This is a genomic window from Mesorhizobium sp. B1-1-6 (genome assembly GCF_006443035.1).
Taxonomy (GTDB): domain Bacteria; phylum Pseudomonadota; class Alphaproteobacteria; order Rhizobiales; family Rhizobiaceae; genus Mesorhizobium.
In genome coordinates, this window is record NZ_VFWR01000003.1 from 160,373 (window position 1) to 176,517 (window position 16,145).

Genomic DNA, 16,145 nt, shown 5'->3' on the forward strand with positions numbered 1-16,145 from the left:
CATGCATCCAGCCTTCTCGGTCGTCTTCTTCACCACCGCCACCGGCGCCGGCTACGGCCTGCTGGCGCTGCTCGGCGTGCTGGCGCCACTTGGCGTCATCGCACCCGATTTCTGGCTGGGCTTCATCGGCATGGGACTGGCGCTCGGGCTGATCACCGCCGGCCTGTTGTCCTCGACCGGACATCTCGGCCGCCCCGAACGCGCCTGGCGTGCGTTCTCGCAATGGCGCAGTTCCTGGCTATCGCGCGAAGGCGTCGCCTCGGTCGCCACCTTCGTCCCGGCCGGACTGTTTGGCATTGGCTGGGTCATTCTTGGCCGCACCGATGGCTGGGTCGCCGCCGCCGGACTTCTGGCAACGATTGGCGCCGTCATCACCGTCTGCATGACCGGCATGATCTATGCCTCGCTGAAACCCATCGCTCAGTGGCACAGCCCTTACACCTTGCCCGGCTATCTCATTTTCTCGGCTATGAGCGGCAGTGTACTTCTGGCCGCGCTATGCCAAGGCTTTGCCGTCGGTTCCAAAATGCTTCTGGCAGCCTGCGTACTGCTGACCCTGCTCGGTTGGGCCTGGAAGCTTGCGACCTGGCGGTACAACGACCAATTGGAAATCCCCACCAACGCCAACACCGCAACCGGGCTTGCCGGGGGGACGGTTAGATCGCTGGAATGGCCGCATACCGAGGAAAATTATTTGCTCAAGGAAATGGGTTTTCGCATCGCGCGCAAGCACAGCGCAAAGATGCGGCGGATCACCCAGCTCCTGGGTTTCGCGCTACCCGCCTTGCTGCTGATTACGGCCTTCGCCTTGCCGTCACCTTTCGCGGCGCTCGCATCGGTGTTCGCCGCGGTCGCACAGTTTGTCGGCATGCTGGTCGAACGTTGGCTGTTCTTCGCCGAAGCGAAGCACACGGTCACTCTCTACTACGGGAAATAGCGGCTTCAGCCGGGTCGCAGCATCGAGCCTGAAATCGCAAAGATGCGGTCCGTGCCGAGCATATAGGCCATCAGCGATTCCAGGCGGAACAGGCCGGCATAGGCGCGGTCGAGCACGTTGAGTGAGCCGGTATAGGCGCCGAAGGCGGGCATGATCATGCGGCCGCCATCGCCGGCGAAGCAGCGCCGCCGCACTGAACGGCCCTGCTGGACGATGCGGGCGCAGGGATGGAGATGGCCCGATATCTCGCCCTCGACGCGCAGCTTCGACGGCTCGTGCCGGAACAGCAACGAGCCGATGGCGAGTTCGCGCACCGTATCGCCCGGCAGGTCGGCCGGCGCCTCCGGGTCATGGTTGCCGGCCACCCAGAACCAGTCGCAGCCCGCCATCAGCGCCTCCAGCCGTTCGCGGAAACTTCGATGCATGCGCTCGGCGCCGCCGCCATCATGGAAGGAATCGCCCAGGCTGATGACGATTGCCGGCTGGTAGTCTGAGATGACGGCCTGCAATCGCAGCAAGGTCGCGCCGGTGTCATAGGGCGGGAGCAGCATGCCGCGCCTTGCCAGCGATGAGCCTTTTTCCAGATGCAGATCGGAAACGGCCAGAAGCTTGAGCTCGGGAAAGTAGAGCACGCCGCGCGGATCGCAGACCGCACGTTCGCCGGCGATGCCGACCAGATCGGCGTCGGCGATCAACGATGCGCGCGCCAGCGAAAAATTCATTCCTCAGCCATCTCCGGCCCCATGGCTTCCTCAACCAGCGTGGCCGCATCCATCAGCAGCGTTTCATCGGCTTCGCCGTGCACCGGCATCTTGCCGATCTCGAGCATGATCGGCACGGCGAGCGGCGATATCTGTTCGAGGTTCTTATGCATGATTCGACCTTGAATGCGCGAGAGCATGTCCGCAAGTCTGCTGACATCGAGCAGGCCCGCCGCCGCGTCCGCGCGCGTCGCCTGGAGCAATATGTGATCCGGCTCATGGCTGCGCAGGACGTCATAAATAAGGTCTGTCGAGACAGTCACCTGACGGCCACTCTTCTCCTTGCCGGGATGACGCTTTTCGATCAGCCCTGAAATCAGCGCGCAATTGCGAAAAGTGCGCTTGAGAAGCCAGCTGTCTGCCAGCCAGGCCTCGAGATCGTCGCCAAGCATGTCCTCATCGAAAAGCGCGCCGAGCGAAGGTTTTCCGGCTTTGAACATCGCCCCCATGTCGCCCAGCGACCAAATGGCCAAGGCATAGTCGGTGGCGACGAAGCCAAGCGGCCTGGCGCCCGTCCTGTCCAGACGGCGGGTAAGCAGCATGCCGAGCGTCTGGTGGGCCAGCCTGCCCTCGAAGGGGTAGGCGACCAGATAGTGGCGGTTGCCGCGCGGAAAGGTCTCGATCAGCAGGTCATCGCGTTTGGGCAGCACCGATTTGTCGGCCTGGAAGCGCAGCCAGTCGGCCACCTGCTCGGGCAGTTTCTTCCACCGCTGCGGATCGTCCAGCATGGCGCGGACCTGTTCGGCGAGATAGGTCGAAAGCGGGAACTTGCCGCCGCCATAGTAAGGCACCTTCGCATCGCTGCCGGGCGCGTTCGAGACGAAGCACTCATTCTCGCGAATGCCTTCGAAGCGAAGAACTTTGCCGGCGAACATGAAGGTGTCGCCATGCGTCAGCGTCTCGAGGAAAGCCTCCTCGATCTTGCCTAAAACCCTGCCGCCGCGCGACACGGAACCCTTGCTGCCGGCCTGGACATAACGCACGTTGAGCGCCGGCACCTCGATGATAGTGCCGACGTTCAGCCTGTATTGCTGGGCCACGCGCGGATTGGATACCCGCCACAATCCCTCCTTGTTGAGGCGGATGCGGGCGTATCGCTCATAGCTCTTCAAGGCGTAGCCACCCGTGGCGACGAAATCGACGACGCGGTGGAATGTCGGCCGACCCAGCCCGGCATAGGGGGCCGCCGACCGCACCTCCTCGTAAAGATCGTCCGCGCGGAACGGTGCGCCGCAAGCACAGCCAAGGACATGTTGCGCCAGCACGTCCAGCCCGCCATCGACCAGTGGAGGCGTATCCTGCGCGCCGAGATAGTTGGCGTCCAGCGCTGCCCGGCATTCGAGCACCTCGAAGCGGTTGGCCGGAATGAGGACGGCTTTGGACGGTTCATCCATGCGGTGGTTGGCGCGGCCGATGCGCTGCGCCAGCCGGCTCGCTCCTTTCGGTGCGCCGACATGGACGACGAGGTCGACGTCACCCCAGTCGATGCCGAGGTCGAGCGTCGAGGTGGCAACGATGGCGCGCAGCGCATTGTCGCCCATCGCCTTCTCGACCCGCCGCCGCTGCGCGACATCGAGCGACCCATGATGCAAGGCGATCGGCAAGGTATCTTCGTTGACGCGCCACAGTTCCTGGAACAGCAACTCCGCCTGGCTGCGCGTATTGACGAACAGCAGGGTAGTCTTATGGCGCTTGATCTCGCGGTAGATCTCCGGCGTCGCGTAGCGCGCCGAATGCCCCGCCCACGGTACGCGCTCTTCCGAGTCAAGGATGGATATTTCGGGCTTTGCGCCGCCGGTAGCGACGATCAGTTCGGCCATATCGCCGGGTGGATTCTGGCCGACCAGCCAGCGGCGCAATTCGTCCGGTTCGGCCACCGTGGCGGAAAGTCCGATGGTCTGAACCTCGGGCACGAACTGGCGCAGCCGCGCCAGGCCAAGCGCCAGGAGATGACCGCGCTTCGAAATCACCAGCGAATGCAACTCGTCGAGCACGACATAGCGCAGGTCTTCGAAGAAACGCCTTGCATCGGGAGCCGCGATCAGCAGCGCAAGCTGCTCGGGCGTGGTGAGCAGGATGTCGGGCGGCACCAGCTTCTGCCGCTGGCGTTTGTGCGCCGGCGTGTCGCCGGTGCGGGTCTCGATGGTGAGGGAGAGCCCGATCTCCTCCACCGGCTTGCCAAGGTTGCGCTCGATGTCGACAGCCAGCGCCTTCAGCGGCGAGATGTAGAGTGTGTGGATGCCGCGATGGGCCTGACCCGGTTTTCGCCTGGCCCTGACGGCCAGTTCGGTCAGCGAAGGCAGGAACCCGGCCAGCGTCTTGCCGGCGCCGGTCGGTGCGATCAGCAGTACCGACTGCCCTGCCTGAGCCCTCGCCAGCAATTCGATCTGGTGCGCGCGCGGCGCCCAGCCCTTCTCGCCAAACCATCTGAGGAATGGGTCGGGCAGAATGACGGCGGCATTCTGGTCGGCAAGGCGCGGCTTCTCTGTCACGCGTCAGAGTTAGCGCGACGGCGCGCTAACGCCAAGAACAATCGGAACAAAAGGTGATCGAGCAGTTTTTCTCTCCCTGGGAGAAGGGAGGATTGGCGCTAGGGCCGCCGGAACCCCGTCGGCCCGCCGTAGAGATAGCCGATGCGGGCGACGGCTTCCTTCAGGCCTTCGCGCGACACCAACATGGTGTGGCCGTTGGCGTGGATCATGGTCTCGGCATCGGTCATGATGGCGACATGGCCTTTCCAGAAAACGAGATCGCCGCGGCGCAGGCCGGAATAATCGGGGCCTGGATCGAGCGGCTCGCCGATGCTCTGCGCCTGCATGTCGGAATCGCGCAGGACATCGGCGCCGGCCATGCGCATCGCCAGTTGCACGAGGCCGGAGCAATCGATGCCGAAGCCGGAGACACCACCCCAGAGATATGGCGTGCCGAGAAACATCTCGGCCACCGAAACATAGTCGGCGGCCACATTACTGAGCGGCCGCAGGTGACCCGCTATGATTGCCTCACCGGAGGGCAGGACGGCATAGTGGGTGCCGCGCGTTTCGGCGGACCCGGTCACCGTGACGGTGGACCCCATCGACAGCTGTCCCGCGATCGGAAGGCGCAGATCCGGGCCGGGATAGAGGAAAGTTCGGGGCACGGAGACGATATGGGTGAGCGCATGATCCCGCCCGCCCAACATGGCGTCGGCGACATAGCCGACATAACCGTCCCGTTCGGCCTGGATCCAGGCCCAGCCCTCTCTGTCCTCGAAAACGAGCACGTCATCGCCGAATAGCGCTTGCGTGTTGACACCAGCGTCTGGACGCGGAGCCTTGCGGATATCGGCAACCGGGATCGAAATCCGCGCCGGCCGGCCGGCGACAAAGCGGTCGGCAGCGACCTCTCCTTTCAATCTCGCATCGGCAAGATCGGGCCGAAAGGCGTGGAGGCGGGCATCCCTGGCGGTCAAATCAGTTCATCCATTGAAGCGGCTGGTCGTCAGATGGGCAGCTCTTGTGCCTTGGCGATGATACCATCGCCGAAGCGCTCGACAAAGAGGGCGCCCTCGACCGTGCGCTTGATCAGCACGTTGCGCTTGTCGAGCTCGTCACGATGGCGCGACACCAGTTTGAGCGCGCCCATCGTGTCGAGCGCCCTGGTGATGACCGGCTTGGTGACGTTGAGACGGGCCGCCAGCCCGCGCACCGTGTGCGGCGGCGGATCGAGATAGATGGTGAACAGGATAGCCGTCTGGCGCATGGTGAGGTCGGGCGCGTCGTCGCGCACCTGCGACAGCATCACTTGCTGCCACAATCGCAAGGCCTGGCTCGGGCGCATCGAAATCGACATCGCACGAGAATGACGGCAAATTGTTTCGGTTCCGTTTCAGTTTCAGCAATCTGCCGGCCCTGAAAGTCGCCGCCACATCAGCCAAAACGCTTCGAGATGACGTGCTCCAGTGCCCGGATGCCTTGCGCCTCGCCGCCGGCAGGTCCGTGCGGACGATCGGCGGGGTTCCAGGCGAAGATGTCGAAATGCGCCCAGCTTGCCGTCTTCTCGACAAAACGCTTGAGGAACAGCGCCGCGGTGATCGAACCGGCGAACCCATCGGTGGTGACGTTGTTGATGTCGGCGATCTTCGACGACAGCTTCGCATCATAGGGCCGCCACAGCGGCATGCGCCACAGCGGATCCTCGACCGCCAGCGAGGCGGCCGCCAGGTCCGAGGCCAGCGCCTCGTCGCCGGTGTAGAAGGGCGGCAGGTCCGGACCGAGCGCGACACGGGCAGCCCCGGTCAGTGTCGCCATGTCGACAAGCAACTGCGGCTCCTCCTCGTCGGCCAGCGCCAGCGCGTCGCCCAGAACCAGTCTCCCCTCGGCGTCGGTGTTGCCGATCTCGACTGACATGCCCTTACGGCTCGCCAACACGTCGCCAGGCCTGAAGGCGTTGCCGGCGATCGAATTCTCGATGGCCGGGATCAGCACGCGCAGCCGCACGTTCAATCCGGAGGCCATGATCATCGAGGCCAGACCCAGCACATTGGCGGCGCCCCCCATGTCCTTCTTCATCAACAGCATGCCGGACGACGGCTTGATGTCGAGGCCGCCGGTATCGAAACAGACGCCCTTGCCGACCAGCGTCACTTTCGGCGCGCTCCTTGGCCCCCAGCCCATGTCGATAAGGCGCGGTGCACCGGACGAAGCGCGGCCGACGGCATGGATCATCGGGAAATTCTGCTTGATGAGGTCGTCGCCCTTGATCACCGACACTTCGGCCTTGTGAATTTCGGCCAGGGCTCGAACCGCCTTCTCCAGCTCGTCCGGCCCCATGTCGCTGGTCGGCGTGTTGACAAGATCGCGCGTCAGGAAGACGCCTTCGACGATGCGGCGAACGCGTTTTGCCTCTACGCCGGCCGGCAATTCGAAGCGCAGCGCCTTGCCCGGTTTCTTGCCATAGCGGGTAAAGACATAGCCGCCGAGGGCCAGCGCGATCGCCGCCAGCTCCGGCTCGGCCGGCGCGGAGGCGAAATGCCAGTCGCCCTCCGCCAGGCTTTTCGCCAGCGCGCCGACGGCCAGCGCGCCCTCGCCGTCGCCAATGCCGAACAAGGCACCGCCGAGCGCGCCGTTTTCCGCAGGCACGATGAGCGTCCTGCCCGCTTCGCCGGAGAAGCCGTTGGCCCTGGCCCACGCCACGGCTGATGACGTCAGACCGGCCGTCTCCAGACCGTCCTTAGCCACCAGATGGACAGGAAGCGGGTTGTTCAGCTTGTTCTCGACCAGTTCCACTGACATTCGATGTTCTCCTGCCGACGTCCGTCGATTCGGCGCTTCTTAACTGTCCGTTAGGGTTAACAGAATATTTCTTCGAGAGGGAAGATGGTCACGCAATGGCCACGCGCACGAATGGAGGCCCAGGGTGCCGATGTCGACGAACCGCACGATGAACGCCAGCGGAAAGCGGCTCATCACCACGGCCTTCATGCTCGCGCTGGCCGCAGGCGTTGCCGGCTGCGGAACCGACAAGATCAGCACAGGCTCGATCGGACGCACCAGCGGCAAGCCGCTGGAGACGATGTCGGCGGGAGAATTGCACAATGCGACGGCAGCGCTTGGCCAGTCCTATTCCAGGAATCCCAACGATAAGCGGATAGCGACCAACTTCGCCGCGGCGCTGCAGATGGATGGCGATGCCGACCAGTCGCTTGCCGTGATGCGCAAGCTGGCGATCGCCTATCCCAAGGATCGCGACGTGCTTGCCGCCTACGGCAAGGCGCTGGCCGCCAACGGCCAGTTCGAGGCGGCGCTTGATGCCGTGCGCCGGGCGCAGACGCCGGAATATCCCGACTGGAGGCTGGTGTCGGCGGAAGCGGCCATTCTCGACCAGCTCAGCCAGAAGGACGACGCGCGCCAGCTCTACCGCAAGGCGCTGGAGCTCAAGCCGAACGAACCTTCGGTGCTTTCCAACCTTGGCATGTCCTATGTGCTGGGAGGCGACCTGCGCACCGCCGAAACCTATATGCGCTCGGCCGCACAGCAGCCGAATGCCGACAGCCGCGTGCGCCAGAACCTGGCGCTGGTCGTCGGCCTGCAGGGCCGCTTCGACGAAGCCGAGAAGATCGCCTCGCAGGAGCTGTCACCCGAACAGGCGCAGGCCAATGTCGCTTATCTCAGGCAGATGCTGGCTCAGCAAAATGCCTGGAGCCAGCTCAAGGATCAGGACAAGGCGAAAGCCGCAACCAACTGAGCGGCACGCGGCCACCGAACCCTGCATAAGAGAACCGCGCTGCGTCAGCCGCGCGGTTTTTCTTTGGATCGGTCAGATTCACCTACTGGCTGCTGGTTTCGTGCGCCTGGCCGAAGATGCCGCGCTGGCTGACCTGGATGCCGGCAGGGCCGAGGATGATGGCGAACAGCACCGGCAGGAAAAACAGGATCATCGGCACGGTGAGCTTGGGCGGCAAGGCGGCGGCCTTCTTCTCGGCAGCGTTCATGCGTTGGTCCCGGCTTTCACCCGCGAGCACGCGCAACGCATGCGCCACAGGGGTGCCGTAACGCTCGGCCTGGACGAGTGCCTGCGACACCGACTTGACGGATTCCAGGCCGGTGCGGCTGGCGAGGTTCTCATAGGCCTGCTTGCGCTCCTGCAGATAGGAGAGCTCGGCGTTCGTCAGGATGAATTCTTCCGCAAGGGCCACCGATTGGGCGCCGATCTCGTCGGCGACCTTGCGCAATGCCGCTTCCACCGACATGCCAGATTCGACGCAGATCAGCATCAGGTCAAGCGCGTCCGGCCATGCCATCTGGATCGATTGCTTGCGCTTGGTGGCGCGGTTGTTGACATAGACGACCGGTGCGTAGAAGCCGCCATAGGCAACGAGGACGCAGACGAACAGCCGGATGAACAATGGCTGCTGCGGCAGTCCTCCGAGCACGAATATGTAGATCACGCCCAGTGCGAAGCCGACAAACGGAAGCACGAGGCGGAAGAAGAGAAACCGCGTCAGCGGGTTCTGTCCACGGAAACCGGCAACCTTGAGCTTCTGCAAAGTACCCTCGTCGGCGAGGGCGCGCCGCAGGTCGAGCCTGTCGACGATGTTGCGCATGCCGATCGACTGTTCTTCGCGCAGGCCCTTGCGGCGGCGATCCGCCTCGCTTGCAAGCCGCGCGCGCTGCTTGGCGCGCAATTCGTCGCGTTCCAGCGCGACCGACTTCATGCGCGCCTTGAGCTGGTTTCCGCCAAATGCCGGCAGCAAGGTGAAGACCGTCGCGAACACGGCAATGCCGACCAGCAGCGCGATCAGGAGGCCGGGATCCGTCAGTGATTTGACGACTTGTTCGGTCATGCCGCGGCCCTAGACTTCGAAGTTCATCATCTTGCGCATCACGAAGATGCCGATCGACATCCAGACGGCCGAAACCCCCAGGATCAGGTTACCGATGCTCGTGGTGAACAGCGGCATCAGGTAGTTGGGGCTGGAGAGATAGACGAGAAACGCGACGATGAAAGGCAGCGCGCCGATGATGGCGGCGGACGCCTTGGCTTCCATCGACAGCGCCTGGACCTTGGCCTTCATCTTCTTGCGGTCGCGAAGCACGCGCGAAAGATTGCCCAGCGCCTCGGAGAGATTGCCGCCGGCCTGCGACTGGATCTGAATGACGATGCCGAAAAAGCTCGCCTCGGTGCATGGCATGGTTTCGGGCATGCGCAAGGTGGCATCCGGGATCGACAGGCCCATCTGCTGCGAATCGACGATGCGGCGAAACTCGGCCTTGACGGGCTCGGGAGATTCATTGGCGATCAGGCGCACCGCATCGTTCAGCGGCAGGCCGGATTTGACCGCGCGCACGATGATGTCGAGCGCGTTGGGAAATTCGTTGAGGAATGCCTTGACCCGCCGCGCGCGGCGAAATGAGACGAACCAGCGCGGAAGGCCCAGCGCACCGGCCAGCAGCACACCAGGCAAAACAAAAAGCGGCGCCCCCACCACAAAGGCGATGATCGTCAGGGCTAGGCCGCAAATGGCGGAATAGATGTAGAAGCGTTCGATGGAAACCTTCAGGCCGGCTTGGCGCAGTTGGGCTTTCAGCGGCGGTTTCTTGACCGCGCTGTCCTTGGATTTCTGCTTCTCGTCGAGTTCCTTCAAGGAATCCTGGACCGACTTGCGTCTTTTGGCCGCCTCCGCCACGCGATCGCGCGAGGCCTTGACGACGGAGCGATCCGTCTCCGCGGTCTTGATCGTTTCCAGCCGCTTGCCGGCCTGCTTTTCGTTGCTGATCCGGGTGAACAGGAATGCATAGGCGACCGCGCCGGCGCTGAAGCCGGCGAGCACGACAAACGCCAATACGGTGCCGTCAATTCCAAACATCGACCAGAACCCTTACGCCTGCAGCAGCGTCAGTCAGCGCGTTTCTCCATCGCCTCAAGCGCTATTGCGAGGCGCTGCTCCTCGCCATAGTAACGGGCGCGGTCCCAGAAATGCGGGCGACCGATGCCGGTCGATACATGCTCTCCCAGCAGCCGCCCATTCGCGTCCTCGCCCTTGATGTTGTAGAGGACGATGTCCTGCGTGATGATGACGTCGCCTTCCATTCCGATCACCTCGGTGATGTGAGTGATGCGGCGCGATCCGTCGCGCAGGCGTGCCGCCTGGATAATCACGTCGATGGAGCCGACGACGATTTCGCGCACGGTCTTCTGCGGCAGCGAAAAACCGCCCATTGCGATCATGGATTCGATACGATTCAGGCATTCGCGCGGGCTGTTCGAGTGGATCGTTCCCATCGAGCCGTCATGGCCGGTGTTCATCGCCTGCAGAAGGTCGAACACTTCGGGTCCGCGCACTTCGCCGACGATGATGCGCTCGGGCCGCATGCGCAGGCAGTTCTTGACCAGATCCCGCATCGTCACCTCGCCTTCCCCTTCGAGGTTGGGCGGGCGGGTTTCCAGACGGACAACATGCGGCTGCTGTAGTTGCAGTTCGGCCGAGTCCTCGCAGGTGATGACGCGTTCCTCGCGATCGATGTAGTTGGTCAGGCAGTTGAGGAGCGTCGTCTTGCCCGAGCCGGTGCCGCCGGAGATGACGATGTTGCAGCGAACACGGCCGATGATCTTGAGAACCTCGGCTCCTTGCGGCGAGATGGCGCCGAACTTCACCAGCTGATCGAGCGTCAGCTTGTCCTTCTTGAATTTGCGGATGGTGAGCGCGGTGCCGTCGATGGCGAGCGGCGGCGCGATGACGTTGACGCGGGAGCCGTCGGGAAGACGCGCATCGCAGATCGGGCTGGATTCATCGACGCGGCGGCCGACCTGGCTGACGATGCGCTGGCAGATGTTGAGAAGCTGCTGGTTGTCACGAAAACGAATGCCGGTCTGTTCGACCTTGCCGTTGACTTCGATGTAGACGTTCTTGGAGCCGTTGACCATGATGTCGGCGATGTCGTCGCGGGCGAGCAATGGCTCGAGCGGCCCATAGCCAAGCACGTCGTTGCAGATATCCTCGAGCAGTTCTTCCTGTTCGGCGATCGACATCGCGAAATTCTTGATCGCGATGATGTCGTTGACGATGTCGCGGATTTCCTCGCGCGCGCTTTCGGGATCGAGCTTGGCGAGTTGCGACAGGTCGATCGTGTCGATCAGGGCGGCGAAGACCTGGCTCTTGGTGTCGTAATAGGTTTCGCTCTTTTCGCGCGCCGCCCGCTTCGGCTCCGGAGCTATCGGCGGCGCCTCGACCGCGCGGCGGGCCGGCGGTGCAACAGGAGCGCTCGACGCAGGTGCGGCCGCCGGCCTCGCAAGAACCGCCGTATCGGCCGAATCCGCGACGGCTGGCGCGGTCGGCGCCGGTGCCGGCTGGCGGAATTCCGGCTTGAACCGGTTGCCGTCGTCGCTGCCTCTCTTACCAAACATGATCGACTACCGATTCCACTGAAGAAGCATCATTTCTTGTTGCGCGAAAGCTTGCCGAGCAGATTTCCGAGACCCGCTTTTTTCTTCACCCGGATTTCGCTGCGACCGGTCAGCACATGGGCAATTTCGTTGATCGTGGCGACAACCGGGTTCTTGGCGTCCATTTCACCAAGCATACGTCCGTTGTTGGCGGCATTGCCGAACAGCAGCGGGTCAAAGCCGATGATCGCCATCGCGGCCAGGCCGAGCGGCTCGGCGAAATCGGACGGGGAAATCTCCGGACGTTTGGGCACGCCGGCCTGATTGATGATGAGTTTGGGCGGCGAGTCGTTGGGACGAAGCCGTTTGAGCATGTCGACCAAATTCTTGGTATTGCGCAAATTGGCCAGTTCCGGCGTCGCCGTGATGACGATTTCATCGGCCTTGATCAGGGTGTTCTTGGTCCAACCCGTCCAGACATGGGGAACGTCGAGCACCAGGAGCGGCACGGTGCGCTGCGCGGTGTCGACAAGCTGCGTAAAGGCGTCGGGATCGAAATCATAGACGCGTTCGAGCGTCGAGGGCGCGGCGAGCAGCGAAAGGTGTTCGGCGCACTGGGTCAGCAGCCGGTCGAGATAGACTTCATCGATGCGCTCGGGCGAAAACACCGCTTCGGCGATGCCTTGCGCGGGATCCTGGTCGAAATTGATGTTGGCCGTGCCGAAAGCGAGGTCGAGGTCTGCGACGACCACCTCGGATTTGAACAGGGAGGACATCGCCCAAGCCACGTTATGGGCGATGGTGGAAGAGCCAACGCCACCCTTGGCGCCGACGAAGGCGATCGAGCGGCCGAGCGGCTCGGCTTCCGGATCGACAAAGATCGACGATATGACGCTGACGATGTCGGCCATCGACACCGGCGCGATGACATATTCGGAAATGCCGGAGCGGATGAGCTCGCGATAGAGGCCGACATCGTTGTAGTGGCCGATTACCACCACTTTGGAAGACGGGTCGCAATATTCCGAGAGCTGCGCGAGCTGTTCCAGCAGCTGTTTGGGTTCGCTGCGCGACTCCAGCAGGATCAGGTTCGGCGTCGGCGCCGACTGGTAGAATTCGATGGCCGTGGGGACGCCGCCCATATGGACCTTGAGATGGGCCTTGGTCATGCGGCGGTCCTCGCCGGCGCGCTCGACTGGATTGGCGACACCCTCGGTCTCGCAGAATGCCTGGATCGAGATGCGGGGAACCGGCCGCAGCGCCTGCATCGCGGCGATGTCCTGCGGCGAGGTCTCACCGCCGTCCACGGGGGTGTCATAGGCAAGATTGCTCATGGTCATCTTTCCGTGACTTCTCTTTTCCTTAGGGCGCGGCTCAGTATGTCACTTCAGAATTGCCGAGGAACTCGTCCGAAATACCCCTGCTGCGGTAGACGTCGATCACCGCGCCACGATTTTCCGCGTCGATGGTGGTCTGCTTGCGCGGCCCGATCAGGTCGGCCGGATTGGCCATCTGGGCGGCGAGATTGTTTTGATAGGAGCAGCCGAAATCGGCATAGTGTTTGTTCTCAGACGTCTCCAGCAGGTCATCTGGCCATCGTCCGCATTTGTCGGTCTGGGCCTTCACGGCGATATAGGCGACCCGGATCGGGGCGGATGTCTCACTCGAGGCAGCCTGATAGGAGACGACCACGATCCGGTTGCGCTTGACGCCCGCGGCAATCGCGAGCCGGGCGAAATCGCGCGCTGCTGCGGCGGCGGCGACCTCGTTGGCCGAGCCGCTCGGAACCTGGATCGTCAGCGTCGGGGCAGCACTCTTGTCATAGCCGTCGAGGAAACCCAGGAGCGTATCGCGCTGCGAGCCGGTCATGCCGCGGTCACCTGCACCGACAGGTAGATCTATCTTTTGGTTCTTCTCGGCGATCACGATCGGATGGTTGGTGCGGTAGTCGTCTGGAATGGCGCCGACGGTGACACTGTCGCGCTGGGCGCAGCCGGCCAGCAATGCCGCCATCGCCACCGCCAGGGCAGGAATGGCGCGCCGGAGAATTCCCGAACGGCCGGAGCGCGTGGTCATGGCGATGGTCCTTGCCTGCAATGCTGACTGAGACATGTCCGCTTCCCCGTTCACTTGTAGATGAAGCCGACGACGCCGTGATAACGGCCGCTGGGCTTGTCCGTCTGCATTGTGCCGTAGACACGATTGACTCGGCCCAGGAACATACCGGCGCCATCGCTGGCGGCGTTGAAATTGTCGTCAGGTTTGGCGAGGTCGTTTCGTGCCACCGGTTTCACCAGATAGGGCGTGATGATGATCACCAGTTCGGTCTCGTTGCGCACGAAGTCTCTGCTTCGGAACAGTGTGCCGAGCACCGGGATCTTTGTCAGCCCGGGCAGGCCGGCGACAGCCTGCCTGACGTCATCGCGGACGAGGCCGGCGATCATCATCGAACCACCTGACGGCAATTCGACGGTCGTGTCGGCAAGTCTCTTGCGGATAGACAACAGCGTGGTTCCGGGCAACCTGCCTGCAGCTTCCAGCGTGGTGGCGCCTTCGGCAGTAGGCTCCGACACGGACGTCCGGACCTTGAGGCTGATCCGACCGGCCGACAGCACAACCGGTTGGAACTCCAAGCCGATGCCGTATTCAAGTTTGTCGTTGGTGTATGTGACCTGCCCTGTCTTGTTCTCGTCCGAAACATTGTTCGTACGGCTGGTGATGAGATTGAACTCGCCACCGACCCTGAATGTTGCCTTCTCACCCGACACGGCGGTGAGGGTCGGCTCCGCCAGCGTCTTCATGACGCCACCTTGCTCCATTGCGTTTAGATACGCCTGAAGCGCCGAGGTGCCGATCGAAGCTCCCGAGAATTGCGAGAGCGGTTTCCCAAGCCCGTATGCCGGGGTGCTCATCGCGTCATAGCTGATGCCGTTGCTACCGCCGCTGCCCACCATGTTGACGCCAAGCTGCTTCATCACGGAGCGGCTGACTTCGGCGACCGTCACCTTGAGCGTGACCTGGTCGTCGCCGATGATCTGCAAAAGATTGACGATTTTCGAGACGCGGCGTTCCTGGTCCGGATTGTTGATGTCGACACCACTCTGGGCCGAGCCGCCGGCCGCGGTCTGCGAATATTGTCCCGTCGTCGCTTCACCGCCCGAGACGAAGATCGTCGCCAGGTCGACGGCGCGTTTGGCGTCCAGCGGCGTGTCGACGGTTCCCGTCAGGACGACGTTGTCGTTCAGCAGTTCGACCTTGATGGACGATGTCGGGATGAAGCGCTTGATATAATCCTCCAGGCCTGCGACGTCGCGTTCGACGGCCAGATCGAGGCTGACGATCTGTTCGCCATTCGGCCCGAACACAAAGATGTTGGTCTCGCCAACCGCCTTGCCGAACAGGTAGATGCGCCTCGCGGTGCGGGTCACCGCATCGGCGACGGTCGGATTGGCGACAAGAATGTCGTAGGCATCACTCGGCAGGTCGATGACCACCGACTTGTTGAGGCCGAGCTTGACGCGCTGGGTGGCCGCCGAAGCCGAAACCTGTGCACTCTTGGCCTCGACAACGCTCTGCACGTTTGTCCCAATGAGCAGCAGGCCGAAAGCCGCTGCCATGATCGCCGGCAGTTTACCGCTTAGCCTCATTTCCTTGCCCCCACTTCGGAAACTTCGCCCGACTTGATCAGCCTGACCGTTCCCTTGCGGCCATTGCCGGAAACGAGATAGTCGGCCTCATCCAAATTCTTTTCCTGGGTGTCCGTGATCGCGCGCAGCGCGAGCGTCAGGCGATCCGCCATCTGCTGGGCGACGGTGATGATCTCCGCCTGCTTGGGCGTCAGTTCCAGCGTGGCGGTCTGGCCCACCCTGGTCTTCTTGCCTTCCTCGTCCTCCTGGATGGTCTGGTCGATCGCCAGGACGCGGATGTTCTTGAGGATGGTTTCGGTGTTGAAGCCGGAGCCGCCGCTGTTGGCATCGGCCCGGCGGGTCATAATGACGTCGACGAAATCATTCGGAAGGATGAAGCCGCCGGCAGAGGTGTCGGCCGATATCGTCGTGGCGACCGCCCGCATGCCGGAGGGCAGGATCGACGACATGAAGCTTTGCCCCTCGCCGATCAGCTTGGAACGCCGCACCGGCTCGCCCGCGTACATCGGCACACGGGCTATGGACCCCTTCAGTTTCTCCAGGGCGTCGGGAGCAGTGGCCTTGGTGATGAAATTGGCGTTGATGCCGTCGGCCGGCCAGGATTGCCAGGCAATGTTGTTCTCGAGCTGGCTGCCCATGGTGACATCACCCGACAGGACAAGCACGTCCTGCAATGCCACGGCGGGAGCCGCTGGACCGGACTCGACGATCTGCGGTGGCGGCGCGGCGACCATGTTCTTCGCGACATAGCCAGCACCACCCGCCGCGGCGACCGCCACGCTCAGAATAATCAATCGGGATGCTGGCATCTGTCCGAACCCTCGCCTTGGCAAACCACCTAGCCAGGCCGGACTTTGCAGCGGCAATCGTCAAAACAAGGTTAATGTAATGCTTACGATCGTGATTAATTTAAGGTTTACATAAATTAGCTGTATT

At 62.9% G+C, this 16,145-nt stretch carries 14 protein-coding genes; 2 read left to right on the top strand and 12 right to left on the bottom strand.

Going from position 1 to position 16,145, the window contains the following annotated elements:
• The first annotated feature begins 1 nt into the window (after position 1).
• Entirely contained in the window at positions 2-937 is a 936-nt protein-coding gene (locus FJ979_RS07405; protein ID WP_140560877.1) for a DmsC/YnfH family molybdoenzyme membrane anchor subunit, read from the top strand.
• Positions 938-942: 5 nt separating this feature from the next.
• On the opposite strand, the gene pdeM is transcribed toward FJ979_RS07405, so the two are convergent.
• The 5 genes from pdeM to FJ979_RS07430 all read right to left on the bottom strand — a co-directional run bounded on the left by pdeM (position 943) and on the right by FJ979_RS07430 (position 6,971).
• Positions 943-1,659 carry a ligase-associated DNA damage response endonuclease PdeM gene (pdeM, locus tag FJ979_RS07410; protein WP_140580409.1) on the bottom strand — a complete coding sequence of 239 codons (717 nt, stop codon included), beginning with the start codon at positions 1,657-1,659 and terminating at the stop codon, positions 943-945.
• Positions 1,656-4,190: a ligase-associated DNA damage response DEXH box helicase gene (locus FJ979_RS07415; RefSeq protein WP_140580411.1), complete on the bottom strand. Its 2,535-nt coding sequence runs from the start codon at positions 4,188-4,190 to the stop codon at positions 1,656-1,658. Before FJ979_RS07415 ends, pdeM begins: the two co-directional genes overlap by 4 nt.
• Before the next feature lie 98 nt (positions 4,191-4,288).
• A complete protein-coding gene (locus tag FJ979_RS07420; RefSeq protein WP_140496697.1) occupies positions 4,289-5,149 on the bottom strand; it encodes an NlpC/P60 family protein in 861 nt (286 codons plus the stop codon).
• 29 nt (positions 5,150-5,178) lie between these two features.
• Positions 5,179-5,529, bottom strand: coding sequence for a MarR family winged helix-turn-helix transcriptional regulator (locus FJ979_RS07425; protein WP_140513216.1), 351 nt, complete (start codon positions 5,527-5,529; stop codon positions 5,179-5,181).
• 77 nt (positions 5,530-5,606) lie between these two features.
• Positions 5,607-6,971, bottom strand: coding sequence for a leucyl aminopeptidase family protein (locus tag FJ979_RS07430; RefSeq protein ID WP_140580413.1), 1,365 nt, complete (start codon positions 6,969-6,971; stop codon positions 5,607-5,609).
• Positions 6,972-7,101: 130 nt separating this feature from the next.
• Between FJ979_RS07430 and FJ979_RS07435 the strand changes: the two genes are divergently transcribed.
• Positions 7,102-7,923 (top strand): tetratricopeptide repeat protein, encoded by an 822-nt coding sequence (locus tag FJ979_RS07435; RefSeq protein WP_140523904.1) that lies wholly within the window; start codon positions 7,102-7,104, stop codon positions 7,921-7,923.
• Positions 7,924-8,005: 82 nt separating this feature from the next.
• Here FJ979_RS07435 and FJ979_RS07440 read toward each other — a convergent pair whose 3' ends face one another.
• The 7 genes from FJ979_RS07440 to cpaB are packed head-to-tail and all read right to left on the bottom strand — an operon-like array spanning position 8,006 to position 16,018.
• Positions 8,006-9,022 carry a type II secretion system F family protein gene (locus FJ979_RS07440; protein ID WP_140496706.1) on the bottom strand — a complete coding sequence of 339 codons (1,017 nt, stop codon included), beginning with the start codon at positions 9,020-9,022 and terminating at the stop codon, positions 8,006-8,008.
• A 9-nt stretch (positions 9,023-9,031) separates the two neighbouring features.
• Positions 9,032-10,045 (bottom strand): type II secretion system F family protein, encoded by a 1,014-nt coding sequence (locus FJ979_RS07445; RefSeq protein ID WP_140496708.1) that lies wholly within the window; start codon positions 10,043-10,045, stop codon positions 9,032-9,034.
• 29 nt (positions 10,046-10,074) lie between these two features.
• The gene (locus FJ979_RS07450) at positions 10,075-11,583 is read right to left on the bottom strand and encodes a CpaF family protein (protein WP_140496710.1); all 1,509 of its coding nucleotides are present in this window, start codon (positions 11,581-11,583) and stop codon (positions 10,075-10,077) included.
• Positions 11,584-11,612: 29 nt separating this feature from the next.
• Positions 11,613-12,902: a CpaE family protein gene (locus tag FJ979_RS07455; protein WP_140513212.1), complete on the bottom strand. Its 1,290-nt coding sequence runs from the start codon at positions 12,900-12,902 to the stop codon at positions 11,613-11,615.
• Positions 12,903-12,936: 34 nt separating this feature from the next.
• Positions 12,937-13,674 carry a CpaD family pilus assembly protein gene (locus FJ979_RS07460; RefSeq protein WP_140513210.1) on the bottom strand — a complete coding sequence of 246 codons (738 nt, stop codon included), beginning with the start codon at positions 13,672-13,674 and terminating at the stop codon, positions 12,937-12,939.
• A gap of 14 nt (positions 13,675-13,688) precedes the next feature.
• Positions 13,689-15,209 carry a type II and III secretion system protein family protein gene (locus tag FJ979_RS07465; protein ID WP_140513208.1) on the bottom strand — a complete coding sequence of 507 codons (1,521 nt, stop codon included), beginning with the start codon at positions 15,207-15,209 and terminating at the stop codon, positions 13,689-13,691.
• Complete coding sequence (cpaB, locus tag FJ979_RS07470) at positions 15,206-16,018, bottom strand: Flp pilus assembly protein CpaB (RefSeq protein ID WP_140513206.1); 813 nt, start codon at positions 16,016-16,018, stop codon at positions 15,206-15,208. The genes FJ979_RS07465 and cpaB overlap by 4 nt, the downstream gene beginning before the upstream one ends.
• Between the last annotated feature and the right edge of the window lie 127 nt (positions 16,019-16,145).

What these genes read in the sequence shown, in the direction of transcription:
- FJ979_RS07450 (WP_140496710.1), bottom strand. Translation starts at nt 11,583, where the DNA reads ATGTTTGGTAAGAGAGGCAGCGACGACGGCAACCGGTTCAAGCCGGAA.
- FJ979_RS07465 (WP_140513208.1), bottom strand. Translation starts at nt 15,209, where the DNA reads ATGAGGCTAAGCGGTAAACTGCCGGCGATCATGGCAGCGGCTTTCGGC.
- FJ979_RS07405 (WP_140560877.1), top strand. Translation starts at nt 2, where the DNA reads ATGCATCCAGCCTTCTCGGTCGTCTTCTTCACCACCGCCACCGGCGCC.
- pdeM (WP_140580409.1), bottom strand. Translation starts at nt 1,659, where the DNA reads ATGAATTTTTCGCTGGCGCGCGCATCGTTGATCGCCGACGCCGATCTG.
- FJ979_RS07440 (WP_140496706.1), bottom strand. Translation starts at nt 9,022, where the DNA reads ATGACCGAACAAGTCGTCAAATCACTGACGGATCCCGGCCTCCTGATC.
- FJ979_RS07445 (WP_140496708.1), bottom strand. Translation starts at nt 10,045, where the DNA reads ATGTTTGGAATTGACGGCACCGTATTGGCGTTTGTCGTGCTCGCCGGC.
- FJ979_RS07455 (WP_140513212.1), bottom strand. Translation starts at nt 12,902, where the DNA reads ATGACCATGAGCAATCTTGCCTATGACACCCCCGTGGACGGCGGTGAG.
- FJ979_RS07460 (WP_140513210.1), bottom strand. Translation starts at nt 13,674, where the DNA reads ATGTCTCAGTCAGCATTGCAGGCAAGGACCATCGCCATGACCACGCGC.
- FJ979_RS07435 (WP_140523904.1), top strand. Translation starts at nt 7,102, where the DNA reads ATGTCGACGAACCGCACGATGAACGCCAGCGGAAAGCGGCTCATCACC.
- FJ979_RS07425 (WP_140513216.1), bottom strand. Translation starts at nt 5,529, where the DNA reads ATGTCGATTTCGATGCGCCCGAGCCAGGCCTTGCGATTGTGGCAGCAA.
- cpaB (WP_140513206.1), bottom strand. Translation starts at nt 16,018, where the DNA reads ATGCCAGCATCCCGATTGATTATTCTGAGCGTGGCGGTCGCCGCGGCG.
- FJ979_RS07430 (WP_140580413.1), bottom strand. Translation starts at nt 6,971, where the DNA reads ATGTCAGTGGAACTGGTCGAGAACAAGCTGAACAACCCGCTTCCTGTC.